Annotated in this window: 9 protein-coding genes; 8 read left to right on the top strand and 1 reads right to left on the bottom strand. The window is 57.2% G+C overall.

Annotation, left to right across the window (positions count from 1 at the left end):
• Nucleotides 1-3 precede the first annotated feature (3 nt).
• The 8 genes from N5J71_RS16130 (at nt 4) to N5J71_RS16095 (ending at nt 18,594) form a co-directional block, all read left to right on the top strand.
• Complete coding sequence (locus tag N5J71_RS16130; protein WP_279917220.1) at nt 4-4,917, top strand: Eco57I restriction-modification methylase domain-containing protein; 4,914 nt, start codon at nt 4-6, stop codon at nt 4,915-4,917.
• Nucleotides 4,914-6,815 (top strand): DUF4209 domain-containing protein, encoded by a 1,902-nt coding sequence (locus N5J71_RS16125; protein ID WP_121391679.1) that lies wholly within the window; start codon nt 4,914-4,916, stop codon nt 6,813-6,815. Before N5J71_RS16130 ends, N5J71_RS16125 begins: the two co-directional genes overlap by 4 nt.
• Nucleotides 6,808-7,098, top strand: a complete 291-nt coding sequence (locus N5J71_RS16120) for a hypothetical protein (protein WP_121391682.1) — start codon at nt 6,808-6,810, stop codon at nt 7,096-7,098. Before N5J71_RS16125 ends, N5J71_RS16120 begins: the two co-directional genes overlap by 8 nt.
• Before the next feature lie 14 nt (nt 7,099-7,112).
• Nucleotides 7,113-7,652 carry an SLATT domain-containing protein gene (locus tag N5J71_RS16115; RefSeq protein WP_213159135.1) on the top strand — a complete coding sequence of 180 codons (540 nt, stop codon included), beginning with the start codon at nt 7,113-7,115 and terminating at the stop codon, nt 7,650-7,652.
• Nucleotides 7,652-8,422, top strand: coding sequence for an SMODS domain-containing nucleotidyltransferase (locus N5J71_RS16110; RefSeq protein WP_121391685.1), 771 nt, complete (start codon nt 7,652-7,654; stop codon nt 8,420-8,422). The genes N5J71_RS16115 and N5J71_RS16110 overlap by 1 nt, the downstream gene beginning before the upstream one ends.
• A gap of 88 nt (nt 8,423-8,510) precedes the next feature.
• The gene (locus tag N5J71_RS16105; RefSeq protein WP_279649092.1) at nt 8,511-10,184 is read left to right on the top strand and encodes a DUF262 domain-containing protein; all 1,674 of its coding nucleotides are present in this window, start codon (nt 8,511-8,513) and stop codon (nt 10,182-10,184) included.
• Nucleotides 10,185-10,186: 2 nt separating this feature from the next.
• Nucleotides 10,187-16,507 (top strand): DEAD/DEAH box helicase, encoded by a 6,321-nt coding sequence (locus tag N5J71_RS16100; RefSeq protein ID WP_279917219.1) that lies wholly within the window; start codon nt 10,187-10,189, stop codon nt 16,505-16,507.
• Nucleotides 16,504-18,594, top strand: coding sequence for a UvrD-helicase domain-containing protein (locus tag N5J71_RS16095; RefSeq protein ID WP_279649094.1), 2,091 nt, complete (start codon nt 16,504-16,506; stop codon nt 18,592-18,594). Before N5J71_RS16100 ends, N5J71_RS16095 begins: the two co-directional genes overlap by 4 nt.
• A gap of 20 nt (nt 18,595-18,614) precedes the next feature.
• Here the strand turns inward: N5J71_RS16095 and N5J71_RS16090 are convergent, their stop codons facing one another.
• Nucleotides 18,615-20,024 (bottom strand): tyrosine-type recombinase/integrase, encoded by a 1,410-nt coding sequence (locus N5J71_RS16090; RefSeq protein ID WP_128651136.1) that lies wholly within the window; start codon nt 20,022-20,024, stop codon nt 18,615-18,617.
• Nucleotides 20,025-20,299 lie beyond the last annotated feature (275 nt).

The following is a 20,299-nucleotide window of genomic DNA, read 5'->3' as shown; positions in this document are numbered from 1 at the left end:
CCCATGAGTTTTGCCATTGCCGGCCTGACCAACGCCAACGAGTTCTACAGCCAGCACTACCTGGACGAGATCCTCGAAAAAGACCTCAAGCCCTTGTTCGACCAGTGGAAGGAGCAGGGCGCTGATAGCCCAATCGCCCGCTTGCGCACGGCCTCCGGTGCCAACGGCTACTTCCGCGCCCGCCAGCGCTTCCTCACCGAGCGCAAGGCCAGCGAGCGTGCCAGCCTGTTTATCGATCTGGTGCAGCCACTGCTGCAGGCCATCGGCTACCAGCTGGCGCCGGAAAACCTCGCCTTGGCCGATGGCGAGCTGCCGGTGCTGGCCACCTACCGTGATGCCAAGCACCAGCCGCTGCTGGTGATCGCCGCCGCCATTGCCGGAGTGGATGACGAGGAACTGGGGCCGCTGCAGCTCAAGCCGCAGGCGACCGACAGCAACGGCAAAAGTCGCCAGACCGACAGCGATTGGGAAGAAGCCCTCAGCCGCCGTCTGTTCGCCGACGATCACCCGCCGCGCTGGGTGCTGCTGGTGCACCACGAGGAATGGTTGCTGATCGAGCGCAGCAAGTGGGGGCGCAAGGCGCTGCTCAGCTTCAAGCTGCCCGACCTGTTCGGCCCGCGTGACGATAAGCTACTGCGTGCTCTGGCGGCACTGGCCGGCAGCCAGTCGGTGCTGCCCGCCGAAGGCGGCGTGGCCTTGCTCGACAGCCTGGACGACAACTCCCACAAGCATGCCTTCGAGGTCTCCACTGACCTCAAGTACGCGCTGCGCGAGTGCATTGAGCTGATCGCCAACGAGGCCATCTGGTACAAGCGCACCGTGGCCAAGGAAAAGGTCTACGAGCGCAACGACACCGACCTGGCCGAGCAGCTCAGCCGCGAAAGCCTGCGCTACATGTACCGCCTGCTGTTCCTCTTCTACATTGAGGCGCGCCCCGAGCTGGGTTATGCCCCCATCGACGCCGAGGCCTACCTCAAGGGCTACAGCGTCGAGCACCTGCGCGAGCTGGAGCAGACTCCGCTGAGCACCAGCGAGGCGCAGGAGGGCTATTACTTTCATGAAAGCCTCAAGCAGCTGTTCGGTCTGATCTGGCAGGGCTTCCCGCGTCGCGCGGACAACAGCGGGCAGATGGACTTCACCGCAGGGCACGACCTGCTGCTCGACACCGGCTTTACCATCGCCCCGCTGCAGGGCCATCTCTTCGACCCGGCGCGCACGCCGCTGCTGGGCAGCGTCAAACTGCGCAACCGCGTACTGCAACAGGTGATCGAGCTGATGTCGCTGTCCCGCGGTGGTGGCAAGCGTCGCCGGGGCCGTATCAGTTACGGCACGCTGGGCATCAACCAGCTCGGTGCGGTGTATGAATCCCTGCTGTCCTTCCGTGGCTTCTTTGCCGAGGAAGACCTCTACGAAGTCCGCCCCGACCCCAAAGGCAAAAAAGCCAGCACGGGCGAGGAGGGGGACGACGCCGACAGCGATGACGACCTCGACAGCAGCGACGAGCCAGAAAGCTCCGACGCGGACAAGAAGAAGGATGCCGAACTCGACCCGCTGGAAGCCGCCTATTTCGTCCCGGTCAGCGCCATCGGTCAGTACACCGACGCTGAGCGCTTGTTCGGTGGCAACCCGCGCAAATACGCCAGAGGTACCTTTATCTACCGCCTGGCCGGTCGTGCCCGGGAAAAGTCCGCCTCCTACTACACCCCGGAAGTGCTCACCCAGTGCCTGGTGGAGCATGCGCTAAAGGAAATCCTCCCTGGCAAAACGGCGGATGAGATTCTTCAGCTCACCATCTGTGAGCCGGCCATGGGCAGTGCGGCGTTCTTGAACGAGGCCGTCAACCAGCTGGCCGAAGCCTACCTGCAGGCCAAGCAGAAAGAGCTGGGTCAAAGTATCCCGCACGAGCAGTACACCGAAGAAAAGCAGCGGGTGAAGATGTACATCGCCGACAGCAATGTCTTCGGTGTGGACCTCAACCCCATTGCCGTGGAGCTGGCCGAGGTCTCGCTCTGGCTTAACGCCATCTTCAAGGGCAGTCATGTGCCCTGGTTTGGCCTGCAGCTGTACAACGGCAACTCGCTGGTCGGTGCGCGCCGCGAGGTGTTCAGCACCGCCCAGCTCACCCCCGGTAAAGGCGAGAACGGTTTGCCCGAGCGCGACTGGCGAGCTGCTGCGCCCAAGGCATTGCCGCTGACGCAGGCGCCGCAGGCCACCGAGATTTATCACTTCCTGCTGCCCGCTGAAGGCATGGGCATGGTCAGTGACAAAGTGGTCAAAGCGCTGGAGCCAGCCGCCTTCGAGCAGTTCAAGCAATGGCGCAAGGCCTTTACCGCCCCGCTGAGCAAGGATGAAGTACGTCGCGTACAGGCCCTCAGCCTCGCGGCGGAAAAACTCTGGCAGCAACACGCCGAGGAACTGGCGCGGGTACGCAAGGCCACCTGCGACGAGTTGCATGTCTGGCCCGACCCAGCGGCTAACCACGCGCCCACCAGCACCGCGCAGAAGGACGCCATCTACCAGCGCGAGATGCTCAGCGAGGCGCAGAAAAACGCCAGCCCCTACCGTCGCCTCAAGCTGGTGATGGATGCCTGGTGCGCCCTGTGGTTCTGGCCGCTGGACAAGGCCAGCGAATTGCCCAGCCGCGAACACTGGTGGTTTGTGCTGGAAACCGTGCTGCTCGGCAATGCCAGCCTGAGCAGTGCCCCAGCCGATGACCTGTTTCCGGAAACTCAGCCGCAACAGGGGCTGGACTTCACTCCCGAGCGCGACCGCTACGGTCATGTCGATATCGCCGCGCTGGTCGAAGCCCTGCCGCAACTGCAGGTGGCCCAGCAGGTCGCCGGCCAGCAGCACTTTATGCACTGGGCGCTGGAGTTTGCCGATGTGTTCAAGGCCCGCGGCGGCTTCGATGTGATCCTAGGTAACCCGCCGTGGATCAAGGTGGAGTGGAACGAGCAGTCGCTGCTGTCGGACTTCGACCCGCGCTTTGCCATTCGAAAACTCAGCGCAAAACAGACGGCGGATCAACGTGAGGCGGTATTTGCGGCGTTGCCGCAGGCCAAGGCTGACTATCTGGTCGAGTGTGTGGCGACTGAGGGCATGGGGGAGTTTCTCAATGCCATTCAGAACTATCCGTTGCTCAAGGGCCAGCAAAGCAATCTGTACAAATGCTTCCTGCCTCTAGTGTGGCAAGTAGGTAGTGGTGTGCAGGCGCTACTTCACCCAGAAGGGGTATATGACGATCCCAAGGGTGGCCCACTGCGTGAGATGCTCTATACGCGTTTGCGGGCGCACTACCAATTTGTGAATGTCCAGCACCTTTTTTCGGAGGTGCTGCACTGGGTTACGTTCAGCATCAATGTATATGCTGGCACGCAAGCGAAGCCTAACTTCATTACGATGGCGAACGTATTTTTGCCGAGTACAGTGAGCGCAAGTCTAGAACACCCTGGCGGTGGCATGACACCAGGTATCAAGCATGAGCTAGGTGGCTGGAATTTTTCAGGTCACAGATCAAGGGTTATTGAAGTAAATAGCGATCAGCTAAGAACCTTTGCGCAGCTCTACGACGCTCCCGGTACACCTGCAGTACAAGCGCGCCTGCCTGCTGTACATAGTCGTGAGCTGGTTTCCGTGCTGGAGAAGCTTGCTCGCGTTCCGCACCGTCTCGGTGACTTACAGGGTAAATACTTTACCTCGGAAATGTGGCATGAAACCGGAGCTCAGAAGGACGGCACTATTCACCGTCGCAGCATCAGCGAGCAGGGTTTTGTTGGCGATCCGGCTGAGTTCATCTTGTCCGGCCCGCATTTCTATGTCGGCAATCCGCTCAGCAAATCCCCAAGGTTGGTTTGTTCTACACCACTAGCCTATGACAACCTCGACCTTGAACTCTTATCCGGCGACTACCTGCCACGAAGCAACTATCTACCCGTCTGTGATGCTGTCGAGTATGCGCACCGCGTACCGCGTGTGAGTTGGGTGGAGGAGGAGAGGACTGAACCTCGACCGATTACCGCGTATTACCGTTTTACAGCTCGCAGGATGTTGTCCATTTCAGGTGAGAGAACCTTAATTGGTTGCTTGACTCCACCAGGTTTCGCGCACATCAACACTGTCCAAAGTCTTGCTTTGTACAGTGTGGATGTGCTGCTCACATCAACAGCTTTTTTCTCTTCGCTGATTGCTGATTTCTTCGCTAAAACAACAGGGCGGGCTGATGTGTATGGCCTTTTGGAGAAACTGCCCACACTCGACAGCAATCCTAGGCTCACTACACGTGCATTAGTGCTTAACAGTTTGACTACCTACTACGCCGATCTCTGGCGTGCCTGCTGGCAGCCCACGTTCCAGCAGGACAGTTGGGCCAGCAACGACTCGCGTCTACAGCAGGAGTTCTTCGCCCAGCTTACCCCACACTGGCAGCGTAACTGTGCCCTGCGCAGCGATTACGCCCGCCGTCAGGCCCTAGTAGAAATCGACGTACTCGCCGCCCAGGCCCTCGGTCTGACCCTGGACGAACTGCTGACCATCTACCGTGTGCAGTTCCCGGTTATGCGCCAGAACGAGCGGGATACTTGGTACGACGCCAGCGGCCGCATCGTCTTCACCGCCAGCAAGAGCCTGGTCGGCGTCGGCCTGCCGCGCAAACCTGGCAAGAGGGACGAGCCCTGCACCCTGGTCCACCCCGACGGCCGCCGTGAAAGCAAACGCCTTGGCTGGGATGACGTAATGCCCAAGGACGGCAAGCCCCAGCTCGCCGACGGCACCGTCATCGAGCGCATGGTGCTGGACGACACCCAACCCGGCGGCCCGATCAACCGCATCATTCGCTACACCGCCCCCTTCACCCTCGCCGACCGCGAAGCCGACTACCGAGTGGCCTGGGCGCATTTTGAAAGAAGGGATGAGGAATGACTCAGCAACGATATCCAGCAGATTTGCCGGTGACGTTGGAGGACGTTCAAGGCTGTGGCTGGAAAGAAGTTCTACAGGGGATAGCTGAGGAAGATTTCGGCTATTCAGCGTTGTGGAGCGCCTTCTCCAAAGCTGCGGGCTCGGCAATGGAGGCGGGTCGTCAGAAGCATGCCAAAGTGCTTTGGCTGCTGGCGGATGCCTGTTCGATGATGCTGCATCCAAATAGTCTGACCGAGCCCTTCAAGCCCTTTGCGGTGTTCCAAGATCGTCGCTCAGCGCTGCCAGAGGATTTCACTGCTGAGGACTTGTCGCTTTTTCGCTCAGTGATGGAATTTGTTGACGATCCCCTGCTTAAAGCACGCTTGGCTGATTTGCTTTGGCTGGTGGGCAGTCCCCGGGACATTAAGCACGCGCTTGCAGCTATTGATGCCTATCGCGTTCTGCCGCTCAGTCCTAACACTTGGAGCAGAGGTAGCCAAGAGTGCTGGGAGCGTGGGGTGGTGCTGGCCCAAATGGTGGGCAAGGGGGGCGGAGACCGTCTCGCAACACTACAACAGCGAGTCGTTGATGCGCTTAAAGCGAGTACTGAGGGGGACGGATTCTTTGGGGTTAAGCTGGCCAGGATGCTGCGCAATCACCGGTTGGCCCGCGTTGATGGGGGCGGCATTGCGCAGAAACTGGAGGCGATAGCGCGTGCGCTTGATGATCAGGGGGATGTATTTGGAGCCAGGGCTTTCTACGAAGAGTCCGCCCATTGGTTCCGCTGGCTGGGGCAGCAGGAAAAACATGCGGAAATGACCGTCGCCCAGGCCGAAACCTATGTTAGGGAAGCTGCTTTTCAGTCGGTCAATGCCCTGCCATCCAACATGATCGCCAATAGCTTGTATGAGAAAGCGATACAGATTTATCGGGACATCCCTGGTAAATGGCGGCCGACTTATCGAGTGGATGAGCGTATCGCAGAGTTACGACGGCAGCAGAGCCAGGCAGGCGAGCAGGTACTCGATGAAATGGGGGTGATTCGTAGCCCCAGCATGGACATTACCGAGTTCGTCGAGCAGTCACGTAAGTTGGTCAGCGGTAAGCCAGCTCTCGATGCCCTCAATATGCTCGCCAATATTCATCCGGGGGAGCGAGTTGCTGCTTTACGAGAAACTGTGATCGAGCGGATGAGGCAGTTTCCGTTGCAATGGATATTTGAGAGCACGACCTTCAGTCGCGATGGGCGTGTGATTGCCAAGCGTCCTGCACTGAATCTTCTGGCTACCGAGTTATCGACAAACGACGAACGAACCATTCAGGCCGCGATGGTTCGGGATTACGCAATGTTTCTTGGTATCACGGTGCAAGGTGCCATCCTGCCTGCACTGGAGGCTTTGCGGTTGGAGCATCGCATACGCAAGGCTGATTTCATCGAACTTGCGCAGCACTCACCCATCGTGCCGAGTGGCAGGGGCGTGCTATTCGGCAAAGCGCTTTTCGCCGGCTATGACGGCGATTTCGAGGCGGCACTGCATCTGCTCATCCCCCAGGTCGAACATATGGTTCGCACTCATTTGAAACAGGCCGGAGCCTCTACAACGACGCTCGACAAGGAAGGGATAGAAAACGAAAACGGCTTAAGCACCCTTATGGCGCTGCCCGAAGCTGAGGAGGTTTTCGGGGATGATATGGCGTTTGAGTTGAAGGCGCTGTTTTGCGATCCATTTGGCCCCAACCTGCGCAACGAACTGGCGCACGGGCTGTTGGATGATGCCGCTTGCAGATCGGCTGCGTCCGTTTATGCCTGGTGGCTGGGTTTGAGGTTGGTGTTCAATACGTGGTGGAACGCTCGGGCAGCCACTGTTGAGGGCGAAGAGCAGGCTGGTCAGAAAAGTGAGAGTACAACCGATGCATAGCGCTGCTGATCTTTTTGAAGAACTCAGCTCGGTCGATGAGCCCACCGGCATCGAGTCCAACCGCGCCAGCGAGCTGGGCAAGTCGCTGATGCAAACAGTAGTTGCCTTCTCCAACGAGCCAGAGCTGGATGGCGGTTATCTGCTGCTGGGCGCGAACGGCTTCGTCAATGACAGAGGGTACACCGTATTACCCGTACTATCCGCTATTGCCCCCTTCACCCTGGCTGATCGTGTGTCGAACTACCGGGTAGCCTGGGCGAATTTTGAATCGGCAGTTGCATGACTGAGGAGTGTTCAATGGGCAATGCCGAGGGAGAGGGCTCCATGCAAAGCAATAGCTGCAATATCAAAAGCTCAATTGCTGCTGAGCTGCAAAGAATCGAAGAAGATTGCATCCACTCTGGAAAGGCGCAGTTCAATGCTGGAGAGCGCTGGTCTTGCTATCACTACTGGTTAGGGATTCCGTCGGTTGTACTTAGTGCTGTGGCCGGAGCTGCCTTTATGAAGGATTACACTCAGGCTGCAGCAGGGCTCTCCGCCTTGATCACGGTGCTGACTGCGCTGATGACATTTCTGAAGCCGTCCGAGAGGGCCTCAGCACACAAATCTACTGGTGATCAGTATCTTGCATTGCGCAATGACGCTCGGGTTTTCCGCGAGATCAAACTGCACCACACCTGCGATGAGCAGTCGGCTATTGACGGGCTTGATGAGTTCACAACGCGCAGGAATGAGCTCAACAATGCAAGCCACCCGATAGCGCGAAGGGACTACGAAAAGGCGCGTGATGGTGTAGACAAAGGCGAAGCTACACACCGTGTCGATAAGGAGAAGTAATGTCGGTTCTTTCTTATTTAGAAAGGCGCGCTAGTGAAGCGGTTCTCTCTGATGCTGAGAAGCGTTCTATCAATACATCGATTACAACGCTGCGCGCAAGATTGATTAGTTATTTTGGGAAGAATGTGTCTGAACAATTTCAGTTTGGTTCATCCACGCGTGGCACTATCTTGCCAAGAAAAATGGATGAAGGCTCAGATATCGACTACATGATCGTCTTTTCGGAGTCTGGTTATACGCCGCAGACCTATCTTGATCGAGTTAAGCGGTTTGCCGAAACTTACTACTCTCGGTCAGAAATCAAGCAGTCATCGCCCACTATCGTTCTGGAACTTAACCATATCAAGTTCGATCTGGTTCCAGCGCTTAAGTCCTACTATGCCTACCAAATCGTAGGCCGTAATGGCGAGTGGCTTGATACCAATCCTAATGATTTCAACGAGACTCTGACGGCGAAGAACAATCAGGAGCTGTTCAAGATCAAACCGACCATCCGGCTGGTCAAGTTTTGGAATGCTAGGAGCGGTTACGTGTTTGACTCATACAGTCTTGAGAAATGGATTGTTGGGTTGTCGTATTGGGGGTGTATCAACCAAGCACAGTACCTTTTCAATGTTTTTGACAACCTGAGTCCATACTCGATAGATACACAGTGGCGTCGTGAGAAAGTGGAGCGGGCTAAAAGAATCATTGCAACGGTTCGCCAGTATGAGCAAGACGGCATGCCGTACAGTGCTGAAGAAGAAGTGAAAAAATTGATCCCTGAGTAATGGGCGCTGCTGGTCATCCAATTGTCGGCTTTCTCCTGCTTGGCGCAGAAAGCAAATTAACGGTATCCCCTCTCAGGGAAGATGAATCATGTCGTACGCTGGAATATCTGTTCGTGAAGCACTGGAAAAACTGAATGCACCCAATAACGGCTGGTACCTGCCTCAGGTACAGCGCCAGTATGTGTGGGGGGCTCGGCATGAGTCGGAGGACTATGTATGTCTTTTGCTGGACTCGCTGCTTCAGCGCTATCCAATTGGTGGCGTGGTGCTGTGGGAAACGGATCAGAAGGTGCCGTATCGCTATTTCGTCCAGGATTACCTACCAGGCCACTATGCGCGTCAGGTAGACGAGGGGCGGTGGGGCGCAGCCAAGGCTCTGGTGTATGACGGTCAGCAACGCTTGCAAACGTTGTACTCGGTGCTTCGACATCGTTTCAACGGGCGCATTTTGCACTTCGATTTGCTGTTCGACTCAGCAACAGCTGAGGCGGATGAGACTGGTTTTCTGTTTCGTGATGCTGGCGCGGAAGCGGATCCGCGCTATCTGCGTATGACCGAGCTGTCCTGTTTGCGTTGCAACGAGGATGAGAAGGTCGACCTGGAGGATCGTGCTCTAGTTGCAGCGGCAGATGACAAGGGCTTGAAGCTGCGTGTGCGAAGAAACCTGAGCGCCTTGTGGGACATCTTCGTAGATACCAATCACAAATCGATTGCTTATTTTTCGGTGAAGGCTGACACCGAAAAAGAGGTCAACGAGGTCTTTCGCAGACTGAATACCGGTGGAATTGCACTGACCCAGCTGGAACTGGTATTGGGTAAGATCAAGGCAGTCCAGTCCGATTACGAAGAAAAACTATGGGCGCTATCGGAAGCCATCACCAAGAAAAGTGGCGGAATTATGTTCTCCTCCACGTCGATCCTTCAATTTTTTCACCTACTCATTAAGAACACTATCCGTATCTCAGAAGCTCGCTTGGATGCTGAAGACATCCCGGCTTTTCTGGATATTTTGGAGAATGACTCCGAGCCGTTGGTTGAGGTTTTCAGTAGCTATTTGAACGGTCTTTTCAGCATCAATCATGCTTCGATTGTGCCTCGCTGGCTGGCGGTCTTGCCCATTGCTGCTTACCTGACCGAGCTAAAGCGCCATGGCCACGAGTGGCGTATTCGTACTTGGGATGAGTCAGAAGTAAGGCTTGTTCATCAGTATTTCCTGCTCTCCCAGTTATGCGACTGGAATACTCAAACCATGGTCAATGCTTTTGCCCGCGAAGCGATGGAGGCGGGCCGAAACAATTGGTCGTTCCCTCTAGATACGATCCGGCAGATTGCGGTTGAGAAGAACCGTACCGGTGAACTTAATGAGTACCAGTTGCTGAGCCAACCCTGGCTCTCCACCAAGGTGCTCATGCCTGGTCGAAGCTACGTGTTTCACGACAGCAAGCCACAGGTCGATCATATTTTTCCGCTCAAGCTTGATGGGCAAGATGAGGCATACCAAGAAGCTGTCGATGTGCTTTGGAACTTCCAGCCTGTTTCAGCGGAGGTCAACAACTACAAGCGGGCACGTCACCCAAGGGAGTTTTTCAAAGCTGCAGACGGTAGTAAGTACTTCGGAGCTTACGATTTCGTTCCTGCCACAGACAGTGAGCTCTGGGACGCGCCTTTGGCGTTTGTGGCTGAGAGAAGGAAGCACATGCTTGCAGCTCTTGAGGGTCTCTATGGCCTGAAGGTGGTAAAGACTGGCGATGAGGGTATTTAGTCATGCAGCCCTTGATCGTTTCCCAGCAGCTCACCCAGGGCGTCGCGGACTTCCTGCGTACGGCATTTCCCTCGACTACGAATGGATTCGAGGGCTTGTTAGAGCGGTTTCTGGCGCAGCGCAGCAATGTGTTCAAGGGCCCCTACCTGTCGCTGCCTTTGCCGTTTCGCAAGCATATGGGGGATGGCACGCCGGCTTTTCCCTGGCTGTTCGAAGGGTTCGTGCCGCATGCGCATCAGGCCCGTGCTTTCGCTCGACTGAGCGGTGCCACAGCGCAATCAACGCTGGTAGCAACCGGTACTGGCTCAGGTAAGACCGAGTGCTTTCTGTATCCGATTCTGGAGCATTGCCGACAGGCGCAGGCGGAGGGGCGGCGAGGGATCAAGGCAATCATCCTGTATCCGATGAATGCCCTGGCGACTGACCAGGCTGGGCGGGTAGCTAAGGAGATTGTCAAAACGGCTGGCCTGGCAGACGTTCGTGCGGGCTTGTATGTAGGGGATGCGCCTGCCGAGCTGTCGCAAACGGTACGCCGACTGGAAGATGGCAGCTTTTCGGTGATTACCGATCGCGATGTGCTGCGTAGTAACCCGCCGGATATCCTGCTGACCAACTACAAGATGCTGGATTTTTTGCTGATTCGTGCCGCCGATACGCCGCTGTGGGTCCACCAGCAGCCGGATACGCTGCGCTATCTGGTGGTGGATGAGCTGCATACCTTCGATGGTGCGCAGGGTACCGACCTTGCTTGTTTGATCCGACGCCTGAAAGGCCGCCTGCAATCGCCGCCGGGGCAACTGGTGTGTGTGGGGACTTCGGCCACTCTGGGCGATGACGGGGTAGGTGATCTACTGGCGTTTGCGGGTGATGTATTCGGTGAGGCGCTCAATGAGCAAGCGGTCATCTCCGAGGATCGTGAGTCGGTTGGCGATTACCTGGCTGAGGCATTGGTGGAGTTCACCCTGAGTCCGCAGCCGATGCAGGTGGGTAAACTACCCCCTGAGCAATATGCCGATTTGCCTGCCTATCTGGCTGCTCAAGCCGAGCTGTGGTTTGGTGAACCCTGCACGGTCGAGCAGGTGAAGGACCTTCGTTGGCGCTGTGCGCTGGGAGAACGACTAAAAAGTCATTTTGCCTTTCAGAACCTGCTGCGTGACCTGGAACGGTTAGGGCCTAAGTCGGTACTGCTGGACGATCTGCTGACGCTGCTGCAGCGTCGCCTGCCTGCGTGCGATGAGCCACGTTACCCCATGCTCTGGTTGTCCAGCCTGCTGGCGCTGGTGGCCCATGCGCGTAAAGACGCCCATCAGGATTTCTTTCTGCAGGTAAAAGTTGAAATCTGGCTGCGCGAGTTGCGCCGCATGGTCGCTGCGCTGGATGAGCACCCGCAGTTGCGTCACCACGATGATCTTCGCAAGGCCGATCTGACGCGCTTGCATCTGCCGGTCATCCACTGCAGGGAGTGCCATGCCACGGGCTGGGGTGCGACTGTGCAGAAGACGAGTCCCAATCAGTTGGGGCACGACCTGCAGGGATTCTATAGCGCGTTCTTTGCTGAAGATGTGGCGACTCGGTTCGTTTTCCCGGTGGGTAACGAACACAACCGTGCAGTGTTTGAACGCAAGCAAGTCTGTCCGGCTTGCGGCACCTTGCATCAGGATGCGCACAGCCACTGTGCCCATTGTGAGGATCAACCATTAGTCCGGGTTGATATTGCACACAATCTGCGAGAGAGCACCCGCAATGGTGCCAAGTTCACCAAGGCGCACCACGACTGTCCTTATTGCAATGGCTACAAAACCCTGACCATTGTTGGCTCCCAGGCAGCCAGCCTGGCGGCGGTCATGGTGGGGCAGTTGTTTGCCAGTCGCTTCAATGCGGATAAGAAACTGATCGCCTTTTCCGATTCCGTTCAGGATGCGGCGCATCGTGCAGGTTTTCTCGCGGCTCGTACCTGGCGCCTGAACCTACGTCCGGCGTTGGCCCAGGTAATCGCTCAGGCGGGTGAGCGGCCTCTGACCCTTGCTGAGCTTCCGGCGGCCTTTGCCGGCTTGTGGCGTGCCAGGTTGGGCGAAGGTCACTATGTGGCCAATTTCTTGCCGCCGCAACTGCAATGGCTGCGCGACTTCGAGACGCTGATGGAGGAAGGCCAGCTGCCCCAAGGCAGCAACCTGGGGCGTGAATTGGACAAGGTACTGCCTTGGGTGTTGAAAGCTGAGTTCGGACAGGACGCACATATCGGCCGAACCTTGGTTGCGACGGCAACGGCCAGCGTGGTGCCGCTACCAGGTCGCCTTCAGCAGGCGGTGGACTGGATGGGGCCTCGCCTGCGAGAAGCCCTGGAGCCACTGGCTGGCACTCACGGCAATGACTTGGCCGTGTTTCTTCATGGCCTTATCCAGATGCTGCAGCGTCTGGGAGCCTGGCATGACCAAGAGCTGAATTTTTATGCGCGCATGGGCAGCAGTCCCTGGGGATACAAGAAGAACCCTAGCCATTTCAAACTGCTAAGCGGCCCCAGACCTCCGCGCTTTGTCACCTTGATCGACTACCAGCGTTGCGCATCCGTGAGTGGCAGCCATTCCGGGATATTCCGCGCCTGGGCATTCCAGGCGTTGCCAGAGCTGGATGGGCTGGCGCTGGGGGCCGAGCATCTGTGGTTGCCGCTTTATCGTCTGGCATTCGAGGCCTTAGCCGAGGCTGGGCTGGCAGATTATGTGGAGGCGGAGGGCAAGTCGGACATCCGCGTATGGGGGCTGCAGCCGGATGCTTTTGCTGTTGTGCCGGGTGGTCGAGGCTGGCGCTGTGATCGTTGCCATAGCAGTCTAATGGCTGGGCCAGAAGAGAACCTAGCAGGGCAGCCGTGCCGTCGTAAGGACTGCCGCGGACATCTGCAGGCATCTGCCGAGCAAGGGGATTTTTACCGCAAGCTTTATCTCAATGCCGATATCCAAAGGGTGGTCGCTCATGAGCACACAGGGCTGTTGCCCCGCGATACGCGCGAGGCAGTGGAGCGTAACTTCAAGTCCGATAGCGGGCGACCAGGTGCGATAAATGTACTGTCGGCAACGCCCACGTTGGAGATGGGTATTGATATCGGTGACCTCTCCAGCGTGCTGCAATGTTCGGTGCCACCTCAGCAAGCCAATTACATTCAGCGTGCTGGCCGGGCAGGGCGCAGTACGGGTAATGCGCTGCTGATGAGCTTGGCTGCCAGCAAGCCGCATGACCTGTATTTCTGGGAAGACCCCAAGAGCATGATCGCCGGTTCGGTCCAGGCTCCGGGGGTTTTCCTGAATGCTTCGGCGGTGTTGGAGCGGCAGCTGACCGCCTTTACCCTGGACTGCTGGGTGCAGCAGAACGGTCGCAATGCGCAGATACCTGCAGAAATTCGTCAAGTGTTCAGTGCCATCGTTAATCAGAGCACAACGCGCTTCCCCTATCCCTGGTTGAGTTTTGTCGAGCAGAACCGGGCACTGCTGCTGGAGCGCTTCCTGCGGCTGTTCAATCACGGGGCTCAGGCGCCACTGAGTGAAGCTACGCAGCAGTTCTTACAGCGTTTCATCGAGGGCGATGAAGCGCAGAACAGCCCTTTGGCGCTGAAGATCATCAATCGCTTGCAGGGTATTGCCTCCGATGTGGAAAGCATCAAGCGCAAGCGCGATACCACGGTCAAGGAGATCGACAAGCTTCAGGCACTGCCGGTTCGTGGTGAAGAGCAGGAGGAGGAGTTGTCTCGTCTGACGCAGGATCGCACGGCTCTGGCGCGACTAATCGGCAGCATTGAGGGCAAGGCGACGCTGAACGTGCTTACCGATGAGGGCCTGCTGCCGAACTATGCCTTCCCCGAACAGGGCGTTCTGTTGCGCTCGATGATTGTTCGGGACTCTAAGCCGGGTACTGCGACACCGGATTCGGAAACCTTCGAATATGAGCGGCCGGGGTCAACGGCCATTACCGAGTTGGCGCCGAACAACACCTTCTATGCCGAAGGGCGCAAGGTGGTGATCAACCAGGTAGATGTGTCCAAGGTAAAGCCGGAGTACTGGCGCTTTTGTCGGCAGTGCTCCTATACCGAGCCCCTGAGTTCCGGAGATCAGCACCCGAGCTGCCCTCGGTGCGGCGATGGTTTGTGGAAAGACAGTGGTCGGGTACATGAGATGTTGCGGCTGACCACGGTATTTGCTCGAACCCTAGATCGCGATAGCCGCATTGCCGATGACTCGGATGAGCGTGAGCGCGGCTTTTATGTGCGCCAGGCTCTGGTGGATAGCCCACCTGATGCCGTGCGCCAGGCATTCGTGTTCGATCAGCAAAGCTTCCCCTTCGGCTTCGAGTTCCTCGACCGAGTGACCTTCCGCGAGGTCAACTTCGGTGAGCAGTCGGAACAGGGCGCGCCGATGGAGATCGGCGGCAAAGAGCTTAACCGCCCCGGATTTAGCATATGCGCCGAGTGCGGCACCTTGCAGCGCAAGCGTAAGGCAGAAGAGCTATTCCGTAATCACGCATCCTGGTGTTCCAGGCGTAAGAACCCTGAGGCCAGCACCCAGCAGTGCGTGTTCTTGTACAGAGAGTTCACCAGCGAAGGTATTCGGTTGTTCCTTCCGGAGGTCGGCTTTGCCGATACCAACGAAGCGCTGCTGAGCTTCGTTGCTGCGTTGGAGTTGGGGCTGGCCAGGCGATTCCGTGGGGCGGTTGATCACCTGCGAATCGCGTTGGATATGCGAATGGCCGCCGGTTCGGACAACCCACGTTGCTATCTGGTGATCTATGACAGTGTGCCCGGAGGTACGGGTTATCTGAAAGAGCTGATGCGCGCGCCGGAGCCGTTGCTGGAGGTGTTTGAAACGGCCCTCAAGGCGCTTGATGAATGCAGTTGCAATCAGAATCCGGAAACCGACGGTTGCTACCGCTGTGTCTATCGCTACCGCAACAGCCATGAGCGCCAGTCGATCTCCCGCCGCACGGCGCAGAAGCTGTTGGGGGAGGTGATGCAGCACAAGGGTGGACTGCATCCGGTCAATCAACTGGCTGATGTGCAGCCTGACAATCAACTGCTGGAAAGTGTGCTGGAGAAGCGTTTTGTCGAGGCACTGCGTCGTGAGCATGATGGTGGCAAGTTCAAGCTGAGCGAGGTGCTATTCAAGGGCAAGGCTGGCTATGAGTTGCAGGCCGGTGCGCGCCGCTGGCGGCTGGAGCTTCAGGTGCCTCTTGGGGAGGCCGATGGTGTGGTAGTGCCGTGCAGGCCGGACTTCGTGTTCTGGCCTGACGACACTGTGGATGACCTGCCGATTGCGTTGTTTGTCGACGGTTGGCAGTACCACAAGGACATTGTGACTACTGATCTCGTCAAGCGTATGGCCGTAGCCAAGAGCGGGCGCTTCTCTGTCTGGACGTTGACCTGGGACGATGTTGAAGCGGCTCTTTTAGGGCAGCCAGTCAAGACCCCATCACCCTGGCCAAACCTGATAGAGGCTCAGTCCCAACAGGTTGTTGAGAAACTCTGTAGCGGTATGGGGCTGCAGGGCTTTTCCGGCTTTGCCGTGCTTGAGCCATTCACTCAGCTGCATCGGCGTCTTGCTGGTGTCACAGGCGCGCAGATGCGCCAGTACAGTGTGGCGCTGGCTGTGGGGCTGTTGATGCCTCCGGGTGATCAGAGTGCATTGCAGACCATGAAGGGGCGGGCCTTCATGCAGCGGTTGGATGAGTTGTGCTTGCTGCCGAACCATGCCGATTTACGCCAGTCATTCAGAGCTCTGGGGGATGGTGTCTCCCTGGCGGTGGCGATGCGTGCTGACCAATTACGCCAGGTAATGGGCGGCAAGTGCGCAGCAGATGACGAGCCTTGGCTGGCCTTTGAATGGCTGCAAGAGAATATGGGGGGCGAAGAGATCAAGCTGCGCTGGCAGCAACTCTGGCGTTTGCTCAACCTGCTGCTGCCTTTGCGCCATTTGTGGGCCGGTTGTGCCGATATACCCGGCCTGGCAACGCTGTTAAACAGCCCTCTGTTGCAACAGCCGGATGTAACTGCCGATTGGCTGGAAGCATTGGAGATTGTCGCTACTGAACTCTCATCCTGGTGTCAGGCCTTAGCCGCCATGGGGGTTAATGCACCTATTGCTGGTTTTGAGTTGCTGGATGACAAGCAATGCGTGTTGGCGGAGGCAGAGCTGGCTTGGCCGGCAGTGAAGGTGGCGATTTTCCTGCCGGATTACTCGGATACCCTGGGTGTATTCGAGAACCGTGGGTGGCATTGTTTTGTCGCTGAAGGCGGGGCGCTGCCTGAACCGCTACGTAATCTTTTGATGGAGACTCTGGCATGACGCTGGCACCGAAAATCGCGATGTCTGACGACTTTCTCAAGTCCTTTGCTGCTGTGCCTCGTGCTCAGCAATTGGCCGTGCTGAATTTTGTGGCCAAGTTTCGGCAGAACCCCATGGCTTCAGGGATCAATTACGAGCGCATTCGTGATGCTGCCGATGCGAACATGCGCTCGGTGCGCATCAATGACAATATGCGTGGCATTGTGCTCAAGCCGGATGTGGGGAATGTGTATTGCTTGCTCTGGGTCGATCAGCACGATGCAGCATATCAATGGGCCAGCCGCCATCGCGTAGCTATTCACCCGGATGTGGGCAGTATCCAGGTGTATGCGGTTCATGAAGTCTCCGATGCTCAGCCTGCGCAGTTTGAGCAGAGCCCTGAGAGGGTAGGCCTTTTCCATGCGCTCAAGGATCGCGAGATTCGCCGTTTGGGGGTTCCGGATGATCGGTTGGCGGCGGTACGGGCGGTGTGTACCGAGGAGCAACTGGAGGCTCTTCAGAGTGAGCTTCCCGATGAGGCCTTCGAGGCGCTTTATCTTTTTGCTGCTGGTGATTCCTACGAGAAGATAATCAGCGAGCGAAGCGCTCCAGATGCGGTGGATCAAGGTGATTTTGCTGCGGCGCTTGAGCGTGATGGCAGCCGTCGACATTTTGTCGTGCTGACGGATGACAGCGATCTGGAGGCTTTGTTGGCCGCGCCCCTAGAGCGCTGGCGAGTGTTTTTGCATCCTAGCCAGCGCAAACTGGTGGAGCGTGACTGGAATGGCCCAGTTAAGGTAACGGGCGGTGCCGGAACCGGGAAAACGGTGGTGGCGATGCACCGGGCCGCGAGGCTTGCGCGCCAGTACGCGGCACTGCCTGGTAAGCCAGTTCTGTTCACCACCTTCACCAAAACACTGGCTGAAGACATTCGCCAGCATTTGCAGATGCTCTGTACGCCGCAGGAGCTGGAAAAGATCCAGGTGGTCAATCTTGATCAATGGGCCTTGGGTCTGTTGCGCCGCTTTGGTTACCCCCATGAGTTGCTTTACAAAGAGGCGGATCGTCGGCGTTTCTGGCAGGCAGCGATGTCTGCCATGCCTGCCGGGGCTGATTTATCTCTGCCCTTTATGCGTGCCGAATTCGAGCGTGTTGTGCTGCCTCAGGGCTGCGAAACGGCAGATCAATATATGCGTGCCAGCCGTATTGGCCGCGGGGGGCAGCTTGGTCGCACCCAGCGCAAGTCAATCTGGCCTGTGTTTGCCGAGTACCGTGCACAACTCCAGGCGGCCAACCTTCGGGAGCCGGAGGAAGCATTTCGTGAGGCATGCCAGCTGTTGGATCGGGAGAAGCCGGTACTGGGTATACGCTCCATGGTGATAGACGAAGGGCAAGACATTAGCGCTGCAGCCTTTGCTTTGATCCGCGCAGCCGTGCCTCCCGCTGACAATGATCTGTTTATCGTTGGAGATGCGCATCAGCGCATCTATCGGCACAAAGTCGTTCTGAACCGAGTAGGCATTGAGGTGCGTGGTCGTAGTCGCAGTCTGCGTATCAATTACCGTACAACGGATGAAATCCGTCAGTGGGCCTGTGCGCAGTTGGAAGGCTGCAGCGTTGATGACCTCGATGGTAACGCCGACAGCTTGCGTGGCTACCACTCACTAACGCACGGCGACATGCCAGACTTGATTCTCTCCTCATCCGCGCAGGACGATCTGGCACATATCCAGTCGCTGTTAGGTCAGCTCCAGGCAGATGATATCGAGTTGCGCCAAGTCTGCATTACGGCGCGAACCAATGATGATCTGAGCACCATTGGTGATGGGTTGCAGCGTGCAGGAATTGCCGTGCTCCGTCTGGATAACACGACTTCCGATGATGCGAAGGCTGAGGGGGTACGTCTGGCAACCATGCACCGCATCAAGGGGCTTGAGTTTGGTGTGGTGATCGTGGCTGCCTACAAAGGGTCGGTCGCTTATGCTGAACAGTTCAGCCGAGATGAGGACGCCGGCGTAGCTGAGGATACCGAGCTTGCAGAGCGCTGCCTGCTACATGTGGCGGCAACGCGGGCCAAGAGGAATCTCTTTGTGCTAAGTCGGGGTTAAGGCTCGGTGCAACCCGCATTTTACAGCGCGTCGGTATTGCCTTCTGCACGATTTCGAAGGATTGACTCCAGCCGTTCTCCTAGCACCATCCATGCTTCGGTTTTTTCTTTGGCATAGTCATGGTGCAGATAGTGCCGACGCACCTTAGATCCCCCGAGTAGATGGTTCTGGCAGCGATCGATGATCTCCAGTGTGACACCAAGTTCCTGCATCATGGTTGCGCCGGTGCGTCTTAGGTCATGGGGCGTCCATTCGCCCTTGTTGCCGTTGCTCAGCACCAACGAGTCATCATGATGGCGGCCTGCTAGGGGCTTGCTGCGGTTTTTGAATCGACACTGTCGGTCTCCGATGAGCTTGCTGACCGTCTTGGTGTCGACGTGGTTTTTGCCATCCTTGCTGGGGAAGCAGAACAGCGTATCGCTGGTTTCTTTGTGCAGCCGTTTGAACTGCTCAAGAGCAAAGACTGAAAGAAAAACGTGGTGATCCTGGCGCTTACCCTTGTGCCCTTTGGTGGCCTCGGCCGGTATGAACCAAGTGCCTTTCTCCAGATCCACGTGGCGCCATTCAGACTTGAGCAGTTCGCCGATGCGGCAGAGGGTGCTCAGGCAGATCCATACGGCGCATTGCACGCGCGGATTGACTGGACGGATGCCGGAGTATTTTTGGCCGGCGGGCAGGGCTTCGTAGTCACGCTCAAGGCGCTCGAAGATATCGCGCAGTTCGCGAATCTCATCTGGCGAAAGTAGGCGGTCGCGCTGTTCTTCATAGTGGTGGTCGAGCAGCTTGCTCACGTCTATCAGGTCCGCAGGATTGCCGTCTGCCATCAGGGTGCGCCACGGTTTACGCTTTTCTCCCCAGCGCAGCATTTGGCCTATGTCTTTGCTGCGGATTACTACGGTGCGGTTCAGGCCTCGGGCTTTGACCGAGCGTAGGACGGTGAGCAGGTCTTTCTCTGTGAGGCTGCGCAGCGGCTTCTTGCCAATGAGTGGCAGAACATCCTTCTTAAAGCTGCGGATCAATTCTGCGTTGCCGTCTTGGCGTGAGACGCCATCCCGTATCCATTCGTCAAATAGGTCTGCCACTGTTTTGTTTTCGGCTGCTTCACGTTCGGCCTCAGCAATCGTAGCGACAATGGCCGCTTGTGCCTCGATCCGTGCTGCTTTGGCGGCAAGGGTAGGGTGCAAACCTTTCGTGACGAGTGCCCGCGCTTCGTCGCGCTCAGATCGGATTTGCGCCAAGCTTTTCTTCGGCCAGCTGCCCAGTCGCTTTCGGGTTCTGGAGCCATCCAGTTTGAATTCATAGCTGAACTGAACCGTGACTCCGCGCACTCCAGCTCGCACCTCGGCAACCAGTCCACCATCCTCTCGGAAGACCTTTCCATGATCTTCAGCAGTGAAAGCCTCCAGTTGTTTGATCGTCAGCTTGGCCACTCTCTACCCCTAGTAAATTTTTTTGCGCCCGAATTTTGTGCCACTTTTGTGCCACCGAAACGCTTGGCTGGTGGTGGACGATGGTAGACGCTGCAGGAAGGTAAAATAGCCTGAAAGCCCCGTGAATACTAGGGTTTACGTTGTTTGTGGTTGTCCATGGTGATCTATGGAAATCCACCAAATAAGCGCATGGGGTGCAAGGGGTCGAGTGTTCGAATCACTCCGTCCCGACCAAAAAACCCTAGAAAATCCAGTCACTTAGCGGTGACTGGATT

Origin of the sequence: Ectopseudomonas oleovorans, assembly GCF_029845265.1 — a bacterium.
GTDB classification, from domain to species: domain Bacteria; phylum Pseudomonadota; class Gammaproteobacteria; order Pseudomonadales; family Pseudomonadaceae; genus Aquipseudomonas; species Aquipseudomonas oleovorans.
Note: the sequence above shows the minus strand (reverse complement) of the source record. Positions and strands in the feature narration are given on the sequence as shown.

Excerpts from the sequence above, each read along its gene's own strand:
- N5J71_RS16120 (WP_121391682.1), top strand. The coding sequence starts at position 6,808 with ATGCATAGCGCTGCTGATCTTTTTGAAGAACTCAGCTCGGTCGATGAG.
- N5J71_RS16130 (WP_279917220.1), top strand. The coding sequence starts at position 4 with ATGAGTTTTGCCATTGCCGGCCTGACCAACGCCAACGAGTTCTACAGC.
- N5J71_RS16115 (WP_213159135.1), top strand. The coding sequence starts at position 7,113 with ATGGGCAATGCCGAGGGAGAGGGCTCCATGCAAAGCAATAGCTGCAAT.
- N5J71_RS16095 (WP_279649094.1), top strand. The coding sequence starts at position 16,504 with ATGACGCTGGCACCGAAAATCGCGATGTCTGACGACTTTCTCAAGTCC.
- N5J71_RS16100 (WP_279917219.1), top strand. The coding sequence starts at position 10,187 with ATGCAGCCCTTGATCGTTTCCCAGCAGCTCACCCAGGGCGTCGCGGAC.
- N5J71_RS16110 (WP_121391685.1), top strand. The coding sequence starts at position 7,652 with ATGTCGGTTCTTTCTTATTTAGAAAGGCGCGCTAGTGAAGCGGTTCTC.
- N5J71_RS16125 (WP_121391679.1), top strand. The coding sequence starts at position 4,914 with ATGACTCAGCAACGATATCCAGCAGATTTGCCGGTGACGTTGGAGGAC.
- N5J71_RS16105 (WP_279649092.1), top strand. The coding sequence starts at position 8,511 with ATGTCGTACGCTGGAATATCTGTTCGTGAAGCACTGGAAAAACTGAAT.